Source organism: Pseudoalteromonas sp. SG41-5 (genome assembly GCF_014164495.1).
Classification (GTDB): Bacteria; Pseudomonadota; Gammaproteobacteria; order Enterobacterales; family Alteromonadaceae; genus Pseudoalteromonas; species Pseudoalteromonas rhizosphaerae.
The window spans coordinates 25,726-46,806 of the sequence record NZ_JACJFH010000019.1 but is presented as its reverse complement, the minus strand read 5'-3'; the positions used below and the strand labels follow the sequence as shown (position 1 = coordinate 46,806).

At 40.5% G+C, this 21,081-nt stretch carries 18 protein-coding genes; 5 read left to right on the top strand and 13 right to left on the bottom strand.

What is annotated here, in order from left to right:
* Positions 1 to 79 precede the first annotated feature (79 nt).
* Positions 80 to 3,391 carry a DUF2126 domain-containing protein gene (locus H5232_RS07430; RefSeq protein ID WP_182830724.1) on the bottom strand — a complete coding sequence of 1,104 codons (3,312 nt, stop codon included), beginning with the start codon at positions 3,389 to 3,391 and terminating at the stop codon, positions 80 to 82.
* A gap of 575 nt (positions 3,392 to 3,966) precedes the next feature.
* Here H5232_RS07430 and H5232_RS07425 point away from each other — a divergent pair.
* Together H5232_RS07425 and H5232_RS07420 are read left to right on the top strand one after the other, a co-directional pair.
* On the top strand, positions 3,967 to 4,767 hold the full coding sequence (locus H5232_RS07425) for an SHOCT domain-containing protein (RefSeq protein ID WP_182717432.1): 801 nt from the start codon (positions 3,967 to 3,969) through the stop codon (positions 4,765 to 4,767).
* A gap of 129 nt (positions 4,768 to 4,896) precedes the next feature.
* A complete protein-coding gene (locus H5232_RS07420; RefSeq protein WP_182830723.1) occupies positions 4,897 to 6,072 on the top strand; it encodes a putative zinc-binding metallopeptidase in 1,176 nt (391 codons plus the stop codon).
* A gap of 118 nt (positions 6,073 to 6,190) precedes the next feature.
* On the opposite strand, the gene H5232_RS07415 is transcribed toward H5232_RS07420, so the two are convergent.
* The 5 genes from H5232_RS07415 to H5232_RS07395 all read right to left on the bottom strand — a co-directional run bounded on the left by H5232_RS07415 (position 6,191) and on the right by H5232_RS07395 (position 11,085).
* Positions 6,191 to 6,661: a hypothetical protein gene (locus H5232_RS07415; RefSeq protein ID WP_182830722.1), complete on the bottom strand. Its 471-nt coding sequence runs from the start codon at positions 6,659 to 6,661 to the stop codon at positions 6,191 to 6,193.
* Between the two features lie 14 nt (positions 6,662 to 6,675).
* Positions 6,676 to 7,107, bottom strand: a complete 432-nt coding sequence (locus tag H5232_RS07410) for a hypothetical protein (RefSeq protein ID WP_182830721.1) — start codon at positions 7,105 to 7,107, stop codon at positions 6,676 to 6,678.
* A 216-nt stretch (positions 7,108 to 7,323) separates the two neighbouring features.
* Positions 7,324 to 8,721 (bottom strand): M28 family peptidase, encoded by a 1,398-nt coding sequence (locus tag H5232_RS07405; RefSeq protein WP_182830720.1) that lies wholly within the window; start codon positions 8,719 to 8,721, stop codon positions 7,324 to 7,326.
* Between the two features lie 203 nt (positions 8,722 to 8,924).
* A complete protein-coding gene (gdhA, locus tag H5232_RS07400) occupies positions 8,925 to 10,277 on the bottom strand; it encodes an NADP-specific glutamate dehydrogenase (RefSeq protein ID WP_145233158.1) in 1,353 nt (450 codons plus the stop codon).
* 334 nt (positions 10,278 to 10,611) lie between these two features.
* Positions 10,612 to 11,085 (bottom strand): DUF1456 family protein, encoded by a 474-nt coding sequence (locus H5232_RS07395; RefSeq protein ID WP_145233406.1) that lies wholly within the window; start codon positions 11,083 to 11,085, stop codon positions 10,612 to 10,614.
* Positions 11,086 to 11,220: 135 nt separating this feature from the next.
* Here H5232_RS07395 and H5232_RS07390 point away from each other — a divergent pair, with 135 nt between their 5' ends.
* Positions 11,221 to 11,985 (top strand): spermidine synthase, encoded by a 765-nt coding sequence (locus tag H5232_RS07390; RefSeq protein ID WP_182739609.1) that lies wholly within the window; start codon positions 11,221 to 11,223, stop codon positions 11,983 to 11,985.
* Here the strand turns inward: H5232_RS07390 and H5232_RS07385 are convergent.
* The 5 genes from H5232_RS07385 to H5232_RS07365 all read right to left on the bottom strand — a co-directional run bounded on the left by H5232_RS07385 (position 11,982) and on the right by H5232_RS07365 (position 16,674).
* On the bottom strand, positions 11,982 to 12,515 hold the full coding sequence (locus H5232_RS07385) for a DUF924 family protein (RefSeq protein WP_182830719.1): 534 nt from the start codon (positions 12,513 to 12,515) through the stop codon (positions 11,982 to 11,984). The two genes, H5232_RS07390 and H5232_RS07385, sit on opposite strands and share 4 nt — an antisense overlap.
* Positions 12,516 to 12,524: 9 nt before the next feature.
* Complete coding sequence (locus H5232_RS07380) at positions 12,525 to 13,769, bottom strand: lipoprotein-releasing ABC transporter permease subunit (RefSeq protein WP_182830718.1); 1,245 nt, start codon at positions 13,767 to 13,769, stop codon at positions 12,525 to 12,527.
* Positions 13,759 to 14,457 (bottom strand): lipoprotein-releasing ABC transporter ATP-binding protein LolD, encoded by a 699-nt coding sequence (gene lolD / locus H5232_RS07375; protein ID WP_145233154.1) that lies wholly within the window; start codon positions 14,455 to 14,457, stop codon positions 13,759 to 13,761. The genes H5232_RS07380 and lolD overlap by 11 nt, the downstream gene beginning before the upstream one ends.
* A complete protein-coding gene (locus H5232_RS07370) occupies positions 14,450 to 15,667 on the bottom strand; it encodes a lipoprotein-releasing ABC transporter permease subunit (protein ID WP_145233153.1) in 1,218 nt (405 codons plus the stop codon). Before H5232_RS07370 ends, lolD begins: the two co-directional genes overlap by 8 nt.
* 137 nt (positions 15,668 to 15,804) lie before the next feature.
* Positions 15,805 to 16,674, bottom strand: coding sequence for a LysR family transcriptional regulator (locus H5232_RS07365; protein WP_182739612.1), 870 nt, complete (start codon positions 16,672 to 16,674; stop codon positions 15,805 to 15,807).
* Between the two features lie 117 nt (positions 16,675 to 16,791).
* Here H5232_RS07365 and H5232_RS07360 point away from each other — a divergent pair, with 117 nt between their 5' ends.
* Both H5232_RS07360 and fghA read left to right on the top strand, forming a co-directional pair.
* Positions 16,792 to 17,913, top strand: coding sequence for an S-(hydroxymethyl)glutathione dehydrogenase/class III alcohol dehydrogenase (locus H5232_RS07360; protein WP_182739613.1), 1,122 nt, complete (start codon positions 16,792 to 16,794; stop codon positions 17,911 to 17,913).
* 59 nt (positions 17,914 to 17,972) lie between these two features.
* Positions 17,973 to 18,815, top strand: coding sequence for an S-formylglutathione hydrolase (gene fghA / locus H5232_RS07355; protein ID WP_182739614.1), 843 nt, complete (start codon positions 17,973 to 17,975; stop codon positions 18,813 to 18,815).
* Here the strand turns inward: fghA and H5232_RS07350 are convergent.
* Together H5232_RS07350 and H5232_RS07345 are read right to left on the bottom strand one after the other, a co-directional pair.
* A complete protein-coding gene (locus tag H5232_RS07350; RefSeq protein ID WP_182739615.1) occupies positions 18,769 to 19,152 on the bottom strand; it encodes a hypothetical protein in 384 nt (127 codons plus the stop codon). The genes fghA and H5232_RS07350 overlap by 47 nt on opposite strands.
* Before the next feature lie 219 nt (positions 19,153 to 19,371).
* Positions 19,372 to 20,883 carry a BCCT family transporter gene (locus H5232_RS07345; protein ID WP_246175591.1) on the bottom strand — a complete coding sequence of 504 codons (1,512 nt, stop codon included), beginning with the start codon at positions 20,881 to 20,883 and terminating at the stop codon, positions 19,372 to 19,374.
* Between the last annotated feature and the right edge of the window lie 198 nt (positions 20,884 to 21,081).

Genomic DNA, 21,081 nt, shown 5'->3' with positions numbered 1-21,081 from the left:
AAAAGCGTCTGTTAAATAATGACTCTACTTTGCGTAATGTCAAAGTGGAGTCATACAATGAACAACCCAAAAAGATGATTTATTTGAACTTAGGTTGTCTCCTTAAATCGAGCGTATTAGGGTAATCTGAATTAGTATTTTCTTCATCGGGAACAACAAATTCACTCACCGATTGTGCTGATTCAAAGCTTTGTGTCGCAGCCGATGGGCTCCAACTTGGCTGATCAGATGCTAATAATGATGGTGTGTGACCATGCTCCCAAAATCGTGCAACCCTTCGCCCTTCAGCTTCAAATGCATTAACGGGTAATGTTTCTGGATTTCGCCCACCAGCATGACTAACATGGTAGACAAAACCACCCATTGAGCGGCCTTCCCAGGTATCGATCAGATCAAATACTAACGGTGCATGTACACCAATTGTAGGATGCAGCGCTGTTGGTGGCTGCCATGCACGGTAACGGATCCCGGCAACCATTTCATCTTTCGCTTTGCCTTTAACAATTTTAAGCGGCACGCGTCGGCCATTACACGTAACGATATAGCGGTCACTCATTGTGCCAATTACTTTGATTTGCACGCGCTCTAATGACGAATCGACATACCGAGCAGTACCAGATGCACTGGCTTCTTCACCCAGTACATGCCAAGGTTCAATCGCGGTTCTAAGCTCTAACGTCACATCATCGAGTTCTCGGGTGCCGCAAACAGGGAACCTAAACTCAAAAAATGGGTTTAGCCAACTTACTTGGAATGCAAAACCAGCTTGCTGCAGATCTCTAACAACCTCAGCTAAATCATTTTCAACATACTGAGGTAATAAAAATTTATCATGTAATTCGGTGCCCCAACGGATCAACGGTTTGTGATAAGGCTTTTTCCAAAACCAAGCTAATAAAGTCCGTAATAACAACATTTGCACTAAGCTCATTTGTGAGTGAGGTGGCATTTCAAACCCCCTAAACTCGACAATACCTAGTCGTCCTGTTGCTGAATCGGGTGAATATAGCTTATCAATACAAAACTCCGCCCTGTGTGTATTACCTGTTAAATCAACAAGTAAGTTGCGTAACAAACGATCAACGAGCCATGGCTCAGGCACTTCCCCTTCAGGCATGTGTGAAAATGCGATTTCAAGCTCATAGAGCAACTCATCACGTGCTTCATCCACACGAGGTGCTTGGCTTGTAGGGCCGATAAATAAACCTGAAAATAAATAAGATAATCCAGGATGGTGCTGCCAATAAGTAATAAAACTTCTTAAAATATCTGGGCGTCGTAAGAACGGGCTTTGCTGCGGCGTTTCACCACCTAAAGTGACATGATTACCCCCCCCGGTGCCGGTATGACGACCGTCCGCCATAAACTTATCTGTTCCTAAACGTGCTTGTTTGGCTAGATCGTAAAGTGTCGTTGTTCTATCTACCAATTGCTGCCATGACGAAGATGGGTGGATGTTCACTTCAATGACACCTGGATCAGGTGTCACGGCGTATTTTTCTACACGACTATCTTTAGGCGGGCTATAGCCTTCAATAACAACCGGGATTCGCAGGGTTTTTGCGGTGCTTTCAATCGCATTTAATAGCGACATATAATGTTCAAAATGGCTCGTTGGGGGCATAAAGATGTACAACCGCCCTTCTCTTACTTCCAATGCCATTGCGGTTTTGATCATCTGTTGACCAATAAAGCCTTTTTGCAGTTTTTTAGCTTTTGTAAAGTTATCTGGAATATCAAACGGATCTCGCTCAATAATGTTGCTTGTCCACTCAAGGCTATCAAGCGGTAATCTATAACCAAGGGGTGATTCACCTGGTAATAAAAAACAGTATTCGCGTTTAAATTCCCATTTGCATGACTGCCAGCAATGTTTCGCTTGATTAAACTGCAGCGGCAATGCATAACCAACAGGCTTTTCAATACCTTGTTCCATTTTAGCTAAAAAGCCTTTACGGCTCATTGCACTAAGAAGTTCAGGCTGTTTAGGCCCCACCTCTTTGGGTAACGATGCCTCTTGCCATAAATGATATAAAATATCTTCATAGGCTGTAGTGATAGCCTTGGTTTCAAGGCCTATTTCTGCACATAGCTGTTCTGTAAAACGCTTGGTATCTGTGTGGTCTAATTTATAATCTTTATTCGGATCAGCTAATAAACTGGCATCTTGCCACAAAGCTTCACCGTCTTTTCGCCAATAACATGCATATTGCCAGCGAGGCAGTGACTCTCCCGGATACCATTTACCTTGCCCATAATGTGTAAAGCCACCTTTGGTATATGCTTTGTTCATCGCAATAAATAAGCTTTGTGCTAACACTCGTTTTTCTTTACCGTCGGCTTCTGTGTTCCATTGGGGATGTTCCATATCATCAATAGAAATAAACGTCGGCTCACCGCCCATTGTTAAATGAACCCCTTCCTTAACATATACATCATCAACTTGCTGACCCAAGCGGTTTATTGCAGCCCATTGTGTTTCTGAATACGGCTTTGTAACGCGAGGGTCTTCATGTACGCGCGTTACTTTGTTATAAAAACTAAATTCTGATTCGCACTTATCTATGCCACCAGAGACAGGTGCTGCTGAGCTAGGTTCAGGAGTGCACGCAAGCGGAATATGGCCTTCCCCAGCAAATAAGCCGGAGGTAGGATCAAGCCCGATCCAACCTGCGCCTGGAATATATACTTCCGTCCATGCGTGTAAATCAGTAAAATCTTCATCAGGACCACTTGGGCCATCAAGTGATTTTTGATCTGATGTAAGTTGGATTAAATAACCAGATACAAAACGAGCAGCCAAACCTAAATGACGAAACAGTTGTACTAACAACCACGCAGAATCTCGACATGAACCGGTTTTTTTTGTGATGGTTTCGTTCGCCGTTTGAACTCCAGGCTCTAAACGAATGCCGTAGCCAACAAGATTATAAATTGACTGATTGACCGCAACTAAAAAATCAACACTTCTGATTGGTTTTTCCGGACGTAACGAATCAATCAATTCTAAAAACTTAGGACTCGCCTTACGTTTTTTTAAATAGGGATTAAGCTCAGCCTTTGCGACTTTATCGTATTCAAATGGAAACTCTTCAGCATATTCTTCTAAAAAGAAATCAAACGGATTAATTACCGTCATTTCGGCCACTAAATCAACAGTAAAACTAAACTCAGTTGTGGGGCTATTAAATACCACTCTTGCCTGATAATTACCAAAAGGGTCTTGCTGCCAATTGATGTAATGATCTTCCGGCACTATTTTTAATGAATAGCTTTTAATTTTAGTTCGGCTATGCGGTGCTGGACGTAAGCGGAAAATATGCGGCCCCATATTTACTGGGCGGTCGTACTTGTATTGAGTATGGTGCGCTATACCAACAGTAATTGTCATCGATTAATCCCTCTTTAATTTTTTGTATAGCCATTTAAGTATAACTTACTACTACCTGCCTGCTATTTAAGCAATATACATTCCATATAGATTACATAATAAAATTAGGCTGTTAGCCTATATATTGGTCACTATTGACTGTTTAGAATCAAAGAGCGAGCGCTGTGAAGAATTATTTGGTGCGACATCCGCACCAAATTAGCACAAAGCTAGGTATTAAAAATCACACAGCGCTTATTATTTTATGTAATTCACCAATAAAGCATGCCTGTTTTTTCTAGCGATTAAATAGAAAAAAGTCCCAATTAATCACAACACCAGTTAAATGCTTCGCTAAAACGAACTTAAAAAATAGTTCACAATAAAACCACGATTAAGCTTCTTAACAGTGTTATAGTAGTTTGATTTTTAATCGCCCTGAAAGCCAAACTAGCAAGCTTAGTGTCTTTAAACAAGCAATGTTGGCATTTTATTTTGCTAATTTATGATTAGCATCAATGCTTAAGGTAGATTGTTCACAGTTAGATCATGACGTAATACACATCCCGCCTATCTCCATATTAAGGACGCTATTTATGCAAACATTAACAAACATTGGTGACAACTTGGTTAAAGGGATATCTGCCCGCTATGGTTTAAGTTATGGGGCAGTAGTACATATGTTAGTTGCAGTAAATAATGGCGGCGGTTCAATGGCGCAGTTTAATTGCCCAGAACTTGGCGGCTCAGGTCAATGGATGCGCGGTGGAATGACAATGGTAGGAGACATGTTCAATAATGGCTTGAAAAACACCGTTGATAACTTATGTAACGAACTTGCCACTATTTTAGCAAACAACCAAGTTTTCCCCGTCATTCCTGCAGGTACTTTAGGAAGCAACCAGTGGTGGCCAGTTAATTTAGGTAATCCATCGAGTACCGGTTCACAAAACAACACCCGATATGCTGTCTTCCCTAATCGCTTAGCCATTGAAAAAAATGGTCAGGTCACAGTCTATGATACACTCGATCACCAGATCGGGGGGGTAAGCCAGCAACAAGGCAACGATATATCGCTTACCTTTAGTAGCCAGTGGGGAAACATTAGCGTAAATAGTTTGCCAGTGATTGCTGATGATAGCTTCACTCAGACACATTCAAGTCACAATACCAACTTTGCCCAATCAACAGACTTTGCAAAACAACAGCAATCTCCCCCTGAGACAGGCTTAAATGATAAAATGATGAGTAGCGAGTCGACAGCTATTAATGCTTCGCAATACTCAGTGAATGAAACCCTCGACATTATTGAAAAATTAGCACAATTACGTGATTTAGGCGCACTCACTGATGCTGAGTTTAATGAAAAAAAATCAGATTTATTGCAACGAATTTAACGGCAAGTAATCTCAGGCTTATTAATTTTATAATTTGCTAACTATATAATTTGTTAGCAATATAGCTAATGTAAGTCTGTTCACTGAATAATTTGTCATTGTATTTATCAACGGATACGGTAAGAAAATATGAAAACGTTTAAATGTAACTGCAAAGATAATCAAATATTGTTTTTTGAAAGTAGTCACTGCCTTGCCTGTGGCAAAACTGTTGGTATTGATGATAATTTTAACCTTGTAGAACCCTACGAATTTAATGACACAACGGGCTTATATTACAAAACGTCAGCCCCTGACGTGCCCTATCAAAAATGTGATAACAATGCACACTATAAGGCATGCAATGGCATGGTTGATATCGACAGTTTTGTACCAGCGCCAGACACAGAAGAAGTGCTGTGTTTCGCATGTCGGTTTAATGAAACAATCCCAGATCTAAGTATTAATCAACACATTCCACTTTGGACCAAAATGGAAACAGCAAAACGCCGAGCATTGTATACACTTAAAGCGCTTTCTTTACCATTAAATAACCTCAGCCAAGATGCCGAAGGTGGCCTTAGTTTTGATTTTATAACCGACCGCAGTGTTAATGACCATTTCGTGACTAAATTAGCAGGTCAAGAAAATGTTTTTACTGGCCATAACTGCGGCCATATTACAATTAATTTGGCTGAAGCTGATGATGTCGCTCGCTCACAAACAAAGCATGCTATGGGTGAGCGCTATCGCACTTTGCTTGGTCATTTTCGTCATGAGTTAGGGCATTATTATTTTGACCAGTTAATTGCAAATTCACCGCAAAAACATGCTTTATGTAAACAATATTTTGGCGATGATTCTTTAGATTACCAACAAGCGATTGATGCCCATTATAAAAATGGCGCTCCTGCTAATTGGCATGAAAACTATATTAGTGAATACGCCACCATGCACCCTTTTGAAGACTGGGCAGAAACTTGGGCGCACTACATGCATATTATTGATACTTTAGAGACAGCAAAAAATTTCTCTATTACCGGTTCTACACTCGGTAATGAATTTGAAGTTGAGGACACTGATGAGTTAAGGCTACCGCAAAACTCGTATTACTTTAATAGCCAAACATCAATCTCAGTAATGTTGGATAGCTGGATGGAATTTTCGATTATTTTAAATTCGTTAAATCGCAGCATGGGCTTAGCTGATGCTTATCCATTTGTTTTAACACAGGCGGTACGCACTAAGCTTTCGTTTGTTCATCACGCGATCCATAACAGACTTAACCTTATGCCTGATTTAAATACAACAGCTGAGAACACATAACAACAGCTTTGATAATGTAACTTCGGCAAATGCTCTATCCGGATTAACAGTACTGACACAGATAACACAACACATCCGCTAATGAGTATGACCTGTATTGCGTTATAAACTTTTGGTGTTACAAACTAAAGCTTGCCTGATACTTAGTTGAAATTAATCGTACTCGTTCAAATGGCCAATGCTCAGCGAGCCAATGTAAGATGCATAACCGTAAGGTATTATTTAATTCCTGACTATCATTACGTAGCCAAAAAGTAATCTCACTATCGAATTCATTGTTTACCCCAGGATCGATATACACTGAGCCTAGGCAGCGTGTTTTTTTAGGGTTTAATATCGCATAAGCAAATGCTTTTTTTTCGTTAAACTCTGCGGCATGTTGAGCTAAGCTTTGACGATTCTCTTCAAGGGTCATATCGGCTTTTGGCCAATCAGGCTTGGGGGCGAATAAACCTTTTAGCTGCGGCACACTTGACATTACAGCAGTAAAATCAAGCTCGACTACCTGCTCATTTAATGGGGTAAAATAAAACGCAGTTGTTTGCAGCGCTTCTGGGGGGTTAAAATCCGTCGATACAAATAAAGACATTGCTTCCTTCCTTGCTAATATTTAACTGATAAAACCAGCCATTGTTGTTTTAATCCTATAAAATGAAAGCCGCCAATCAGTAAACAAATGATCGAGCTCCAAAGCCAAAACATCTCACTGCGTCCTAGCGGATTAGTCATTAAATATAATCCTGCAATACCGCGAAATAAATAAATCGCAGTTACCACAACTAACGCAAAGCGTATGAAAGGTAGCTGTTTGAACAAACCCGCGGCTGAAAAAGCATATAACGACCAAACGCTTAATACAAAAGCGATGAAGAAAGTGATCAGCGAAGGCGTCAACTTACCCTGCTCTGCGAGCATTGCCATGTGCTCACCAGCACCGAAAAAGCGATACCACGGCGCACCAAAAACAATACAACCAAGGTGAGCGAGTGCGGCTAAAGCACTTAAGCTGCCTGCAATCAGCAAAAATAGATTCATACACTGTCAACTAATTCACATTTAACTCCACCATAATACGAAAAAGCCATTAACTTCAAGTATTCACTGAAATTATTGTATGAAAAGTGTACATTCATAAACTAAGGTCAACATAAAATACAACTATTGCTGTTCAATTGCGAAGTCCGCTACTAAATTGTCTTGCCTGATATTCAAGCGCAACTGTAATTACGCTTGAATATCAGACGCTACACATTACTTTAGTGTTTGCTCAAACGCACCTACATCGCCAGGGAAAACCACCGGTGATTCAATACCGTCTTTATTAACCGCAGCAACCCCAAAATAATAATTATCAATGACTACATTTTTAAGAGTCGCTTCACTTACATCACCCACATAGCGGCTAAACTGCCATTGTGGTTCACTGGTATAACGCCAATAGAGTCTGTACCCCGTGGTCGTTTTATCATTATTTTTTTGCCATTTTAAGGTCGTACTAGGTTGCACAGCACCTGATATTTCAACGTTATTAGGTGGTGCCGGTGCCCATGCCATTGACGCTAAACTTACCGCATTAAGCGCTGCTAATTTTGCGGTATAATCAAAATCAACGCCATCAATGGTATCACCATAAACAATACCATCCTCAGTGCGTAAGTCTTGATGTTGATGGTCATAATTTTCGTTCGTTTCCATTACCCTTACAGCAGCATAACCCATGTCGTTAAACGGGCGGTGATGCCCTCCTCGACCAAAGCGATCGAGTCGATAAACTAGCAATGTGTCAAGATTGGGAATATAGCGATCGGCAATGGTATCGATATAACGGGCTAAATTACGACTAGCTGAATCGACCTCGCCACCGGTAAAACGGCGTTTATGCGCTTGCTCTTTGGTTTCGATAACCCGCGTACCTTCAGAGAAAATACGTGCAGTCGTGTTATCAGTAACGCCATTAATACCAGTAATATTACCAATCATGTCATTATTGAGTACACCGTGTACTTGCCAGCCTTGCTTTTGTGCATAGTCGGCTAAAATTTTACCACCAAACAGTCCTTGCTCTTCGCCTGAAAGTGCGGCATAAACAATTGAGCCATTAAATTTATATTTAGATAACACGCGAGCTGATTCAATCACCCCAGCAACACCCGATGCATTATCATTCGCCCCTGGTGCGTCGCTGGTAAAATCCATTACATCGCTGACCCGTGAATCAATATCGCCCGACATCATCACCATCCGGTTTGGCTGATCAGTACCGCGTTGAATAGCAATAATATTCACCACTTCAACAGGATTTGGAATACGCTTTTCGCCAGAAATGGTATCTTTAACTTCTATTACTTCTAAACAGCCACCGCATTGCTGAGAAATTTTCTCAAACTCAGCCTTGATCCAACGCCGAGCTGCACCAATTCCTCGGGTGTTTGATTTCGTATCTGATAACGTATGACGAGTGCCAAAATCAACAAGTGTTTGAATATCACTGCCAATACGTGTTGCTGAAACATCAGCGGCAATATCATGAAGCTTGGTTTGATCTTGATAATTTAGCTCAGCGGCCAAGGTGCTTGTTGAAATAAACAATGTAGTTATTAAAATTGCGGGCTTGAGGGTCGATAGCTGATAGGTTTTATGATCAGACATAGTGTTGATGCTCTTTATTATTTGATAAATATACAATACGTGAGCAGTTACCTGCTGCAAATAATTTTGAGACCAACACCTGTTTAACTCGTTCAATCACTGATTGGTTAGATAAACGGGATAATAATCGCGGTATGAACAAATATACGTCAATAAAAAACCCACCAATATAGTGGGCTTATGCATAGTAAAACTATCGTATGTTAAACAACACCTTGCTCAATCATAGCATCGGCTACACGACGAAAAGCAGCAATATTAGCACCTAACACTAAATTACCAGGTTGATCAAATTCAGCGGCTGTATTACTTGCAGTATCAAAGATATTTTTCATTATTTGTTGCAGCTTAGTATCGACCTCTTCGAATGTCCACATTTGCATACTGGCATTTTGCGCCATTTCTAATTGGCTCGTCGCAACACCACCCGCATTAGCTGCTTTGCCAGGGCCATAGGCTATTTTAGCAGCAAGCAACACATCGACCGCTTCTTTAGTACTTGGCATATTTGCGCCTTCACAAACTAATATACAGCCATTGCTTATTAACGTTCGCGCATCAGCTTCAGTTAACTCATTTTGCGTCGCACAGGGAAAAGCGGCATCAGCAACAAAACGCCATACCGCATGTCCATCACTTGGGTAATCTGCACAAGCAATATACTTCGCATCGCTGTGGGTTTCTAAATAGACAGCTAAACTTTCACGCGCACCTTCTTTAAGCTTTTTAACAAGTGCAACATCAATACCTGATTCATGATACAGCGTACCGCTTGAATCACTGCAAGTGATAGGTGTTGCCTCTAATTGATAAAGTTTTTCCATCGCGTAAATTGCCACGTTCCCGGCACCAGAAACTAAACAGCGCTTACCTTTAAGTGAGTCATCATTGTCTTGCAACATGTAATTGGCAAAATAAACAGCGCCATATCCTGTCGCTTCTTTTCGAGCCAATGATCCACCCCACAATAAACTTTTGCCGGTAAACGCACCGTCGTAACGTCCGGTCAACCGTTTATATTGACCAAACATATAGCCTATTTCGCGTGCCCCAACGCCAATATCACCCGCAGGCACATCGGTGGTTGGGCCGATATGACGATACAACTCATTGATAAATGATTGGCAAAAACGCATTATTTCGCTGTCAGAGCGGCCCTTAGGATCAAAGTTTGCGCCGCCTTTACCACCACCAATCGGTAAGCCAGTTAACGCATTTTTAAAAATTTGCTCAAACCCTAAAAATTTTATGATGCTGGCATTTACACTTGGATGGAAACGTAAACCACCTTTGTATGGACCTAAGCTTGAGTTAAATTCAATTCGATAGCCTTTATTGACATGAATGTTACCGTCATCATCAACCCAAGGGACTCTAAACATAATTTGACGTTCAGGTTCAACTAGACGTTGAATAATCGCATTCTTTTGATAGTCGGCTGAGTTTTCAAGAATAGGTTCAAGTGATTCAAGCACTTCTTCAACGGCTTGATAAAATTCGCATTGTGCTGGGCTAGTTTGTTTTAAATGTGCAATGGTATCATGGATATAATTCATAATTATTCTTCCGTGTTAAAAGTTATGCTTGTCTCAGATGTTAAAATAGACGTGATCAAGTTTATGGGTCATCTAGTTAAGAGCCTTAAAAATTGTAATATTTTTAACACTGTAACATGATAAACCTATATATTTAACGTTCGATAACGTGAATTATTTTTGAGTTGATACGCAAGAGCAACAATTAACGCTCATTAAAAAAGAATATAAATTTATGAAATGTGAATAAATAAAGATTTAAATACTAACGCAGAGGGCTGCTTAAAACACCGATGCTTAAAGTGGGGTTAAAAATCATACCCGTACGATATAAATACGGATATGAACACGTAAATTATTCGCCGCTTGCCTCTGGACGAAGTTGTAGCTGTAAACCAGTTAAAAAGTTACGTAATATTTGGTCATTACATACACGATAATGCTTGTTATCGGCTTTACGAGAAAATGCACTTAACTCATGCTTACTCAAACTAAAATCAGTTAAGGCAAGGACATCGATCACGTCTTCCGTTTTCATATTTAATGCGATACGTAATTTCATTAAAATAATATTATTATTTAATTTACTTTCTGGCGCTGGTTGCTCACCGTCGCGCTTACCGCGCTTTGTATTAATAAAACCATTTAGAAAAATGGCAAACTCAGTATCACTTGGATCTACGTAACCCTCTTCCCCTTCTCTGGTTAGCCAACCAATCACTTGTTGTTGAGTCACGTCATGATCTGCTGCAGCAAAAATTTCAATCATGGTAGTATCAGCTAAATTAAAGGTATAGCGAAGGCGGCGTAAAATATCATTATTAGTCAAAGTAAATTCCAGAGTAAGATAAGACAACCAAGCAGGTATTGCTGGCTTATGAGTAGCCATACAGTTTAGCAGAGTTAACAAGGCCACCCTATTGATTTTTTGTTTTGCTCAACATCCCCATTATGAAGGAACGGCATGATTGATTTAACGCCATTTACTACCGATGCATACCTTGTAGCAACAATCCAAAGTAAGCAAGACACGCTAAAGATTTTTGAAAATGCTGATTATCGTTGGCTTACACTCGGGGATAAGCTAACTTTACAAGGTGTAATGGAAAAATCACAACCGCAGCAAGTATGTAATCCGGTAAATCAAGCTATGCTGCTATTTTTGCTTTGTAGCGAACCCTCCTCACAGATATTAAATTTAGGTTTAGGCAGCGGTTGTTTTGAACGAGCAGTGACTAATAAAGCCGGATTTGAATTAACGACTGTCGAAATTAATCCGAATGTAATTAAAGCAGCTAAGCAGTATTTTTTCCTCAATGACAACAATCATATTGTAGCGCAATGTGCTGAACAATTTATTGCTCAAAGTAGCCGCAAATTTGATGTGATTTTAATTGATGTTTTTAGTGGTAAATCGCAGCCAGCGTTTTTACAAAAGCAGGCATTTTTGTGCGACTGTCATGCGCGACTTAGCACATACGGTAAGATCTGCATCAACTTTACTGCAAAAAATAAACAACAATTAATCGCTCTACTAACGACACTTCGAAGTCTATTCAGTCATATTGTGGTGATTGAATTTAACCAATATAAAAATATTGTGCTGATCGCCAGTGAGCAACGCCTTGATGCTATTAATATTGAACAGATAAAACAGCACAAAGATTTTAGCTCGCCTGATTTAGCTGCTGAAATTAAACAATTATTTTATATACCTAAGCTAGATTAAAATTGCGAGCCTGGTTGAGCTAAAAACGCAACTTCCTCGGCGCTGGACTGACGCCCTAAAATAGTATTTCGGTGTGGGTAGCGACCAAACTGATCGATAATATTTTTATGGGCAAGTTCATAATCTTCATTACTCAAACCTTTAAATAATACCATCGCCTGTTGGTGTATAAAGCTCGATTCGCTGTGCTTAAACGGCATATAAAAAAACACCCGCTGCTCAACAGGTAATAATTGATCAAAGCCTTTTTCGATTGCCAACTGTGCCAATGTTAACGCTTGCGGATCTTGACTAAACGCGTGAGGGGTATCCCGGTAAATATTACGAGAAAACTGATCAAGCACAATCACTTCAGCTAATGCACCTAAGGCAGTCACTCGCCAAGACGCATACTCGCCTTTTGTAATAGCTATCAACAGATCACTAAATGTATCTCGTATCTTAATATCTGTAGCATCAGATTTTTTATACCAACCAGATGGACCGAGTTCATCAAACCAATAATCTATTACTACTTGATAACTAAACATAAATTTCCCTTAGTTGCCTAATACCTTGGCTGGTTCCACTCTTGTTGCCTGCCATGCAGGGTAAATAGTGGCTAATACTGCCAACACAAAAGTTACAATAACAGTGATCACAATATCTTGCCATACCAGCTTACTGGGTAAAAACTCAATAAAATACACCCCTTCCAGCGGGTTTGAGCCTAACAACTGACTCAGTAGGGTAAAAAGCTCACTGATGTTCAGCGCCAGTATCACACCTATAAATGAGCCCAGTACCACGCCAATAAATGCTTGGCTAAGTCCTTGTAAAATAAAGGTCGCTAATATCGTACTGTCTTTAGCGCCCATGGTTTTTAATATCGCTATGTTGGCCTGTTTTTCACGTACTTCCATCACTAATGACGAAACAATATTAAAACTTGCCACCGCAATGATTAAAAACACCACAATATAAACAATAGTTCTGACCATTTGTATATCTTGGTATAAGCTACCTTGGGTTCTAAACCAGCTAGAGATATAAACATAATCATCAATTGTTTGGCCAACCCGTAGCGCAATTTGGTGTGCTTGAAAAACATCGGTTACTGCTAAGCGAAGCCCTGTTACTTGCAGTGGCTCATAACCAAGTACTGATTGCGCCTTACTGAGATGGATGAAGGCAGCAGAACTATCAATAGGGCCACCCATTTCAATAATACCCGCAAGGGTTAAAGTGACCCTTTTGGGTGCTAAAATCTCAGTACTTATCTCGTTAACTTGCGGGATCAATAAGGTAATTAACTCCCCTTGCTTAACACCTAATTGTTTAACAATTTGTTGGCCTAAAATAATTTCGTCTTCGCTTATTTGGCTGACCAACTTGCCATGGGTAAACTGATTAACCGCCGATACGTCACTTTCTAGAGCAGGATCAACCCCTCGCACTTCAACCGCTTTTAGTTCACTTTTGTATTGCGCCATACCATTGACACTAATAAAAGGTGCTGCACCGGTTACGCCACGTTGCTCTGAGAGCTTTTGAACTTTATCCGGCCAGTTATCAATTGGACGATTAGGCGCAACATATTCAACTTGTGGCACAACGCTTAATAAGCGATGTACTAGTTGTTGTTCAAAGCCATTGATCACCGACAAAGCAACAATTAACACTGCAACGCCGAGTAAAATACCAATGGTTGACGCTTTGGTAATAAAACTAACAAAGCCATTTTTTTCATCGCTGCTGCCGGAGCTTGCTCTAAAACGTTTACTTAAATAGGCACTAAGCAACATGGCTGGCCTCTTTAATTGCCAATTTCCCATCATCAAGGTAAGCAATTTTACCCAGCTTATCGGCTAATTCTAGGTCGTGCGTCACCACCACAAAACTGGTATTCAAACTGCTATTAAGCTCTTTGATCAAATCGTAAATTTTAATCGCATTTTGTTTGTCTAAGTTACCTGTTGGCTCATCGGCCAATACTAAATCAGGTTCGCTCACCAATGCCCGCGCAATTGCCACCCGTTGACGCTCGCCACCAGAGAGCATTGATGGTTTATGGCTACTACGGTGCGATAGCCCTACTTTATCGAGCATTACGAGGGCTTTAGCATTGGCTTTTTTAGCGCTGAGACCTTTGATCAACAGCGGCATCGCAACATTTTCTAACGCGTTAAACTCCATTAATAAATGATGGAACTGATAAATAAACCCTAAATGCTCATTACGAAATTTCGCTTGCTCAGCACGTGATAGTTTAGCAACTTGTTGACCTTTAATTTTTGCCACACCGGCACTTTGTGAATCCAAAGTCCCCAAAATGTGCAGTAAAGTACTTTTACCAGAACCAGAGCTGCCAACAATAGCCAGCATCTCACCTTGTTGTAAGGTTAAATCAACCCCTTTTAAAACCTCAACGTGATTTTCACCATCTTGATACACTTTACTTAACTGTTCACATTGGATAACTAAATCATTCATAGCGCAATACCTCTGCTGGGCTAACATTGGCAGCTTTACGCGCCGGATATAAAGTGGCTAAAAAGCTCATGGTAATACTGCCTACGGCAATCAGCGATAAGCTCATTACGTCAAATTTTACTGGTAAGGCAATCCCTGTTAACAAGTTTAAACCTATGCCTGCCAGCACTTCGTTGATATAAGCACTGAGTAATAAGCCAAGGGCTGCACCGATACTGGTACCAATCAAACCATTGTACAAACCTTGGATCATAAAGACTTGCTGCACTTGAGCCGGCGTTAAGCCAAGCGTTTGTAAAATAGCCACTTCACTTTGTTTTTCGCTCACCATCATGGTCAACGCAGAGACAATATTAAATACCGCAACTAATACAATCAGCGCCAGCAGCATCGACATAATGCGTTTTTCCATTGCGACTGCTGCAAACAAAGTACCTTGTGACTGGCGCCAATCGGTGACTGTATGTTGACTTAAAATTGCACTAGCTGAAGCGCTAAAGGCATCTAGTTGAAAAGGATCGTTCAGTGAAATACTCAAATTAGGAGCACTAGTTTGTGGCAACTTTAATACCCGTTGTAGCGATTCGCCGCTAGTAAAAGCAAGTCCCATATCAATTTCAGAACCTGTTTCATAAATGGCAGCAACGGTGAACAAACGTTGGCTTGGTACGCGACCTAAAGGTGTATAGGTTGACGCATTAGGCATGATCACGCGCACTTTATCACCTAAACCAATTCCCAGTTTACGTGTTAAATAACGACTAACCGCAATGTGATAGCGCGATGTCATGACTGTTTGCCAATTACCTTGAATAACTTTATCGCTGATTTTATAAAGCGATGCGTTATCGTCGTACAAACCTTGCAATAGCACGCCATGTAAATCGCGATTGGTTTGTAAAATGGCTTCACCATGGCGATACAAACTCGCTCTTTTCACAAATTTGGACGCAACAATGGTATCTTGCAGCTGGATCATTTGTGCTTGAGTTTGTCCATCAGACGCAATTTCAACATGAGGAATGAGGCCCAACATATTGGTTTTAAGGTTATTTTCAAAACCATTCATCACTGAGCTGACAGTAAATAATGCCATTAAACCAATGGCGATACCGGCAATGGAGAAAAACGAAATAAAAGAGATAAATGCGTTCCCTTTCGAGGAGCGACTGTATCTCAGCCCGATAAACAGGCTAACAGGTTGAAACATAATTATTTATGGTCACATTTAATGCCAATTCAGCGCTCATACTAGCATAAATAAAGTGCCATTGGGTATGCGCAAAAGTGTAAAAATTCATGACAAATCAACTGCTGTATCAAAATTAAGCCGCTTTATTTAAACTTTTAGTTTAGAGATTTAATAAGGTGATCGAGTAATGCTCTGACATTGGTCGCAACAAATTGTCGCGGAGGATACACTCCCCATACACCTTCTGGTTTTGGCTGATTATTGGTTAAAATAGGCACTAAATCACCCGTGGCTAAATCACTCTCAATGTAGTAGTTTGGCACTTGTATGATGCCAAGACCCTTTTTAGCTGCATCAGCTAACGCCCAGCCACTATTACACTGTAACCGCCCCGCAATTTTGATATGTTTATCACGCCCTTGCTCGCACACCCGCCAATAACTGCTGTTGCCGACTAAGCATTGATGGTGCTGTAATTCAGCTAATGTGTGAGGTTCGCCAAAACGGGCTAAATAGGCTTTTGAGCAGCAAATTACAAAATGACGTGCACTTAAACGTCGTGCTTTTAAGCTAGAGTCTTTTAAATGACCAAGGCGAATAGCTAAGTCAAAGCCGCCCTCAAGTAAATTTTCTTGTTCATTGCTCAGCGCCATCACCACTTCTACATCAGGGTGCAGTTGCATAAAAGTATGCACTGCTGGCATCACGAAGCTTTCGCCATACATAACCGGAGCTGTGAGTTTAATTTTACCTTTAGGAGCATTTTGCTGTTGTGCTAATAACGCGGTGGCGTCGTCCATTGCATGCTGTAAATGTTTTGTTTGATGTAAAAAGACTTCGCCTTCTTTAGTCAGTACAACTTTACGGGTAGTACGCGTTAATAATTGGGTATTTAAGCGCTGCTCTAATTGCGTTACATGGCGGCTTATGTGTGCAACGGATACCCCTAATGCGGTTGCAGCGCGGGTAAAGCTGCCTTCTTCACCGACTGCGATAAATTCGTCTATGCCTAACCAACGACTCATTATTACCATACTGTAAAAGTGTTTTATTAAAATGAAGATTAACATTGTTTGAGAAACAAATAAAATAGCGTTATTGTTTTCAAGTCATCTTCGTATTTAACCAGCAAGAGAGTTACTATGTCTGAATTTATAAAATCAAAAGCCGCAATTGCTTGGGGTCCAAATCAACCACTATCTGTAGAAGAAGTGGATGTAATGATGCCTAAAAAAGGCGAAGTAATGGTAAAAATTACTGCTACGGGCGTATGTCACACCGATGCATTTACATTATCAGGTGCCGATCCTGAAGGGATTTTCCCAGCCATTTTAGGGCATGAAGGCGCCGGTGTTGTTTATGCTATCGGCGAAGACGTAACCAGTGTTGCTGTAGGCGATCATGTTATTCCTTTATATACTGCAGAATGCGGTGTATGTAAAATGTGTACTTCAGGCAAAACAAACTTGTGTTCCGCTGTACGTGAAACGCAAGGTAAAGGCTTAATGCCAGACGGCACGACTCGCTTTTTCAAAGATGGCCAACCAATTTATCACTACATGGGCACATCAACCTTTTCTGAATATACGGTACTGCCAGAGATCTCACTGGCTAAAGTAAACAAAGCAGCATCACTTGAAGAAATTTGCTTACTAGGCTGTGGTGTTACAACTGGTATGGGCGCGGTCACAAACACTGCAAAAGTTCAAGCAGGCGATACCGTTGCTATCTTTGGTTTAGGTGGTATAGGTTTGTCAGCAATTATCGGCGCGAAAATGGCTGGTGCCTCGCGTATTATCGGTATTGATATCAACACGTCTAAGTTTGATCTAGCCACTAAATTAGGTGCCACAGACTTGATCAATCCAAAAGATTTCGACAAGCCTATTCAAGAAGTTATTGTCGAGATGACCGATGGTGGCGTTGATTTCTCATTTGAGTGTATAGGTAATGTTGATGTCATGCGCTCAGCCCTTGAATGTTGTCATAAAGGTTGGGGGGAATCGGTGATCATTGGTGTTGCTGGTGCAGGACAAGAAATTTCAACTCGCCCATTCCAGCTAGTCACTGGCCGTGTCTGGCGTGGTAGCGCATTTGGTGGGGTTAAAGGTCGTTCACAACTACCTGAGATTGTTGAACGTTACATGGCTGGCGAATTTGCATTAAATGACTTTATCACTCATACCATGGGTCTTGAAGACATAAACGACGCGTTTGATTTAATGCATGAAGGCAAAAGTATTCGTACTGTGATCCACTACTAATATTAAAAATACAGATACCGCATAGCGTGTAAGCTATGTGGTATTTTAGCGAGGAATCTATGTTAGATAATTTAAGCGCCACAAAAGTTAGCGGTGGCTGGCACAAGCAATACAGCCATACATCTACAAGCACCCATTGCCCAATGCGGTTTGCTATTTTCTTGCCACCCGGTGCCAGCCAAACTAATAAAGTACCGGTACTGTATTGGTTATCAGGCTTAACCTGTACGGATGAAAATTTTATGCAAAAAGCAGGTGCATTTAAAAAAGCGGCAGCGCTTGGTATTGCTATCGTTGCACCTGATACCAGTCCTCGTGGCGACACTGTGCCAGACCAAGACAGTTATGATTTTGGCCAAGGCGCAGGGTTTTATTTAAACGCCACCCAAGCCCCCTATAACACGCACTATAATATGTATGATTATGTGGTAAATGAATTGCCTTGGCTAATTGAACAGCACTTTCCCGTGACTGATAAAAAAGCGATTAGCGGGCATTCTATGGGGGGGCACGGTGCGTTGATGATTGCATTGCGCAATCCAAAAAGTTACACCAGTGTTTCTGCTTTTAGCCCAATCACTAACCCTATTGACTGTCCTTGGGGGCAAAAAGCGTTTAGTCAGTACTTAGGAGATGATCAATCACAATGGGCCAATTACGATAGCTGTGAACTAATGAAAAAGGCACACAGTAACGAATTTTTACCAATGCGTATTGACCAAGGTGATGCCGATAATTTTTTAGTCGAGCAACTAAAACCAGACAACCTAACTGCAGTAGCAAAGCAAGTTAATTACCCGCTAACGTTGAATATGCACGCAGGCTACGATCATAGTTACTTTTTTATCAGCAGCTTTATCGACGAACACTTATCATTTCATCAAGTGTATCTTCAGCGTTAATTGTATCCTCTACTGTGAGGTTGTCAGTCGTTACTTCCTCACATTGTTGTATTGATTTAGTTATTCTTTTGCAGACCAGAGTAGGCTCTGAGCTATCTTGCACTAACCCCACTAAAAAACGATCTACTTCGATGCCTAAGTCCGCAAATGACAAAGTCTGTTCATGACTAAAGTAAGTATTATCTTGAGGCGATACATGTGCAGGGGCCTGCGCTAAATCAGCATCATAATTTGTATCCGCTTTTGAATAAATAACTCCATCAACTAATACACCCGCTACAGTGCATGCGCTTAGTAATTGGCTGACAAGTAAAACAGTAATAAAGTGCTTGAACATAAATTTAATCCTTTATATCCCATTGCTTAAATGCGTAAGTTATTATTTAACTACCTCGAATGAGCCAGTTTTTAATAGCATTAGTATTGCTTAGTGGTTGTATCTGTAATACTCACTATAAACGAACGAGTATAAAACACTGTAAAAAACTGTAAGTGAATAACAATAAAGTAATTAAACTATAAACTAGCTCGAGCATAGCAACAGTAATAGGTTTAACTACACTTGTAACTCCTTCATAAACTCTTTTACAAATCCTATCAGCTGCAAAATAAAAATAAACAAAAATGGCACTGCACCAATAATTGCAATACTTCGGTTAAGTAATTCATTATTTTGTAATAACAATACCCAGCTACTTAGAGCTAAAGTAAAAGACCACACATACAAACTAAATCGATGACTGCTTTTTGTCCCCGCTAAATTACGGATCACTAAAATTGCAGAATCTGCCGAAGTAGCAACAAAGATCAGTAATAATAATAAGCTCGACCAAATAAGCACACCTCCTTGCCAACCTAACTGCTTAAAAAATACAAATAAGCCTTGTGTATAATCAGTTTTAATAGCGGCCATAATGCCACTACTATGGCCGCTATCCCAAGCAATAGCAGATCCCGAAAAAACACTAAACCAAATTAAAGTAACGAAAGTTGGCACAATTACTACGCCAACAATGTATTGCCAAACTGGCCGACCTTGACTTATTTTAGCTAAAAAAACCCCAACAAAAGGTCCCCACGCTAGCCACCAAAAATAATAATTATACGTCCAACTATTAGCCCAAGCAGGATCATTTAGTTGACTTGATAATTGCCATGTCCCTGTCACTAATAAGTGGCTATAAAATTTAACGCCACTGATCGCCACATCTATAATCGGTTGTAGTGGTACCATCATGATGAGCCAAATAAGTACTCCAAATGCTAAAAAAACATTAAATTGACTGAGTGTTTGAATACCCTTTTTTAATCCTAAGCGCGCAGATAAGCTAAACAACAGCGCTAATAACATAATAATAATCAAACCAACTAACCAAGGCGAGTTAATGCCAAGCTCAAGCTCAATCCCTTTTCGTAGTAATAATGTTGAATTTGCAATCGTGCCAACTACACCAAAAAAAATAGCTAAAATGGCCACTAACTGAATCACGTATTTACACTTTAGCTGCCCTGCGCGACTTAAAAATGAAGTTGTTACACTCAACACCGGAGCACTTATATCTCCCGCTTTGCCACTGTTATGGCTCAAACCACCTAAGACTAAGCCAAATACTGCGTAGAGTGCCCATGCATGAGCGCCCCAGTTTACTAACGTAATAGCCAATGCAGCACCTTGTCTATCAGGGTAAAGACTTTGCTTTAATGGCGGTTGCAATACGTGCATGGCAGGCTCTGCTACGCCCCAAAAAATTAAACCCGATCCCATTCCTGCAGCAAATAACATTGACAACCAACCAAAAGTTGAAAACTCGACAGATGTATGCTCTCCACCTATTTTACGTTGTCCGAGTGGGCTAATAGCCAGCACAATAACGCTTATCAATAAAAAATTAACTAACAGAAAAAATGGTCCACCCAACACTGATAATGCATTAATGATCAGTGGTTGAATATGCGCGGTGAGCATATCAGGAAATAATAGAGCCCCGCTAACAAATAGCACACACAAGGTGAGCGCTAGTTTTTCAAGATTCGACACTAATTTAGTAATACGAGCTTTAATTACCACATAGATACCTTAAAAATTATACTAATTAAATCGGTTTTATCAGCGCTAACGTTACGACGCTTTAAAGCTACACCAAAGCAACTTTTTAATTTTACATAATTTAGACATAAAAAAACCGGCCGCAGCCGGTTTTCTGATACTTAATACCAATTATATTGATTTACAGAGCTCTTGAACTCGCTTGCATGATCATGCATT

What these genes read in the sequence shown, in the direction of transcription:
- gdhA (WP_145233158.1), bottom strand. Translation starts at nt 10,277, where the DNA reads ATGAATTATATCCATGATACCATTGCACATTTAAAACAAACTAGCCCA.
- H5232_RS07365 (WP_182739612.1), bottom strand. Translation starts at nt 16,674, where the DNA reads ATGAGTCGTTGGTTAGGCATAGACGAATTTATCGCAGTCGGTGAAGAA.
- H5232_RS07380 (WP_182830718.1), bottom strand. Translation starts at nt 13,769, where the DNA reads ATGTTGCTTAGTGCCTATTTAAGTAAACGTTTTAGAGCAAGCTCCGGC.
- H5232_RS07420 (WP_182830723.1), top strand. Translation starts at nt 4,897, where the DNA reads ATGAAAACGTTTAAATGTAACTGCAAAGATAATCAAATATTGTTTTTT.
- H5232_RS07350 (WP_182739615.1), bottom strand. Translation starts at nt 19,152, where the DNA reads ATGTTCAAGCACTTTATTACTGTTTTACTTGTCAGCCAATTACTAAGC.
- H5232_RS07390 (WP_182739609.1), top strand. Translation starts at nt 11,221, where the DNA reads ATGATTGATTTAACGCCATTTACTACCGATGCATACCTTGTAGCAACA.
- fghA (WP_182739614.1), top strand. Translation starts at nt 17,973, where the DNA reads ATGTTAGATAATTTAAGCGCCACAAAAGTTAGCGGTGGCTGGCACAAG.
- H5232_RS07370 (WP_145233153.1), bottom strand. Translation starts at nt 15,667, where the DNA reads ATGTTTCAACCTGTTAGCCTGTTTATCGGGCTGAGATACAGTCGCTCC.
- H5232_RS07385 (WP_182830719.1), bottom strand. Translation starts at nt 12,515, where the DNA reads ATGTTTAGTTATCAAGTAGTAATAGATTATTGGTTTGATGAACTCGGT.
- H5232_RS07425 (WP_182717432.1), top strand. Translation starts at nt 3,967, where the DNA reads ATGCAAACATTAACAAACATTGGTGACAACTTGGTTAAAGGGATATCT.
- H5232_RS07430 (WP_182830724.1), bottom strand. Translation starts at nt 3,391, where the DNA reads ATGACAATTACTGTTGGTATAGCGCACCATACTCAATACAAGTACGAC.
- H5232_RS07410 (WP_182830721.1), bottom strand. Translation starts at nt 7,107, where the DNA reads ATGAATCTATTTTTGCTGATTGCAGGCAGCTTAAGTGCTTTAGCCGCA.
- H5232_RS07405 (WP_182830720.1), bottom strand. Translation starts at nt 8,721, where the DNA reads ATGTCTGATCATAAAACCTATCAGCTATCGACCCTCAAGCCCGCAATT.
- H5232_RS07415 (WP_182830722.1), bottom strand. Translation starts at nt 6,661, where the DNA reads ATGTCTTTATTTGTATCGACGGATTTTAACCCCCCAGAAGCGCTGCAA.
- H5232_RS07360 (WP_182739613.1), top strand. Translation starts at nt 16,792, where the DNA reads ATGTCTGAATTTATAAAATCAAAAGCCGCAATTGCTTGGGGTCCAAAT.
- lolD (WP_145233154.1), bottom strand. Translation starts at nt 14,457, where the DNA reads ATGAATGATTTAGTTATCCAATGTGAACAGTTAAGTAAAGTGTATCAA.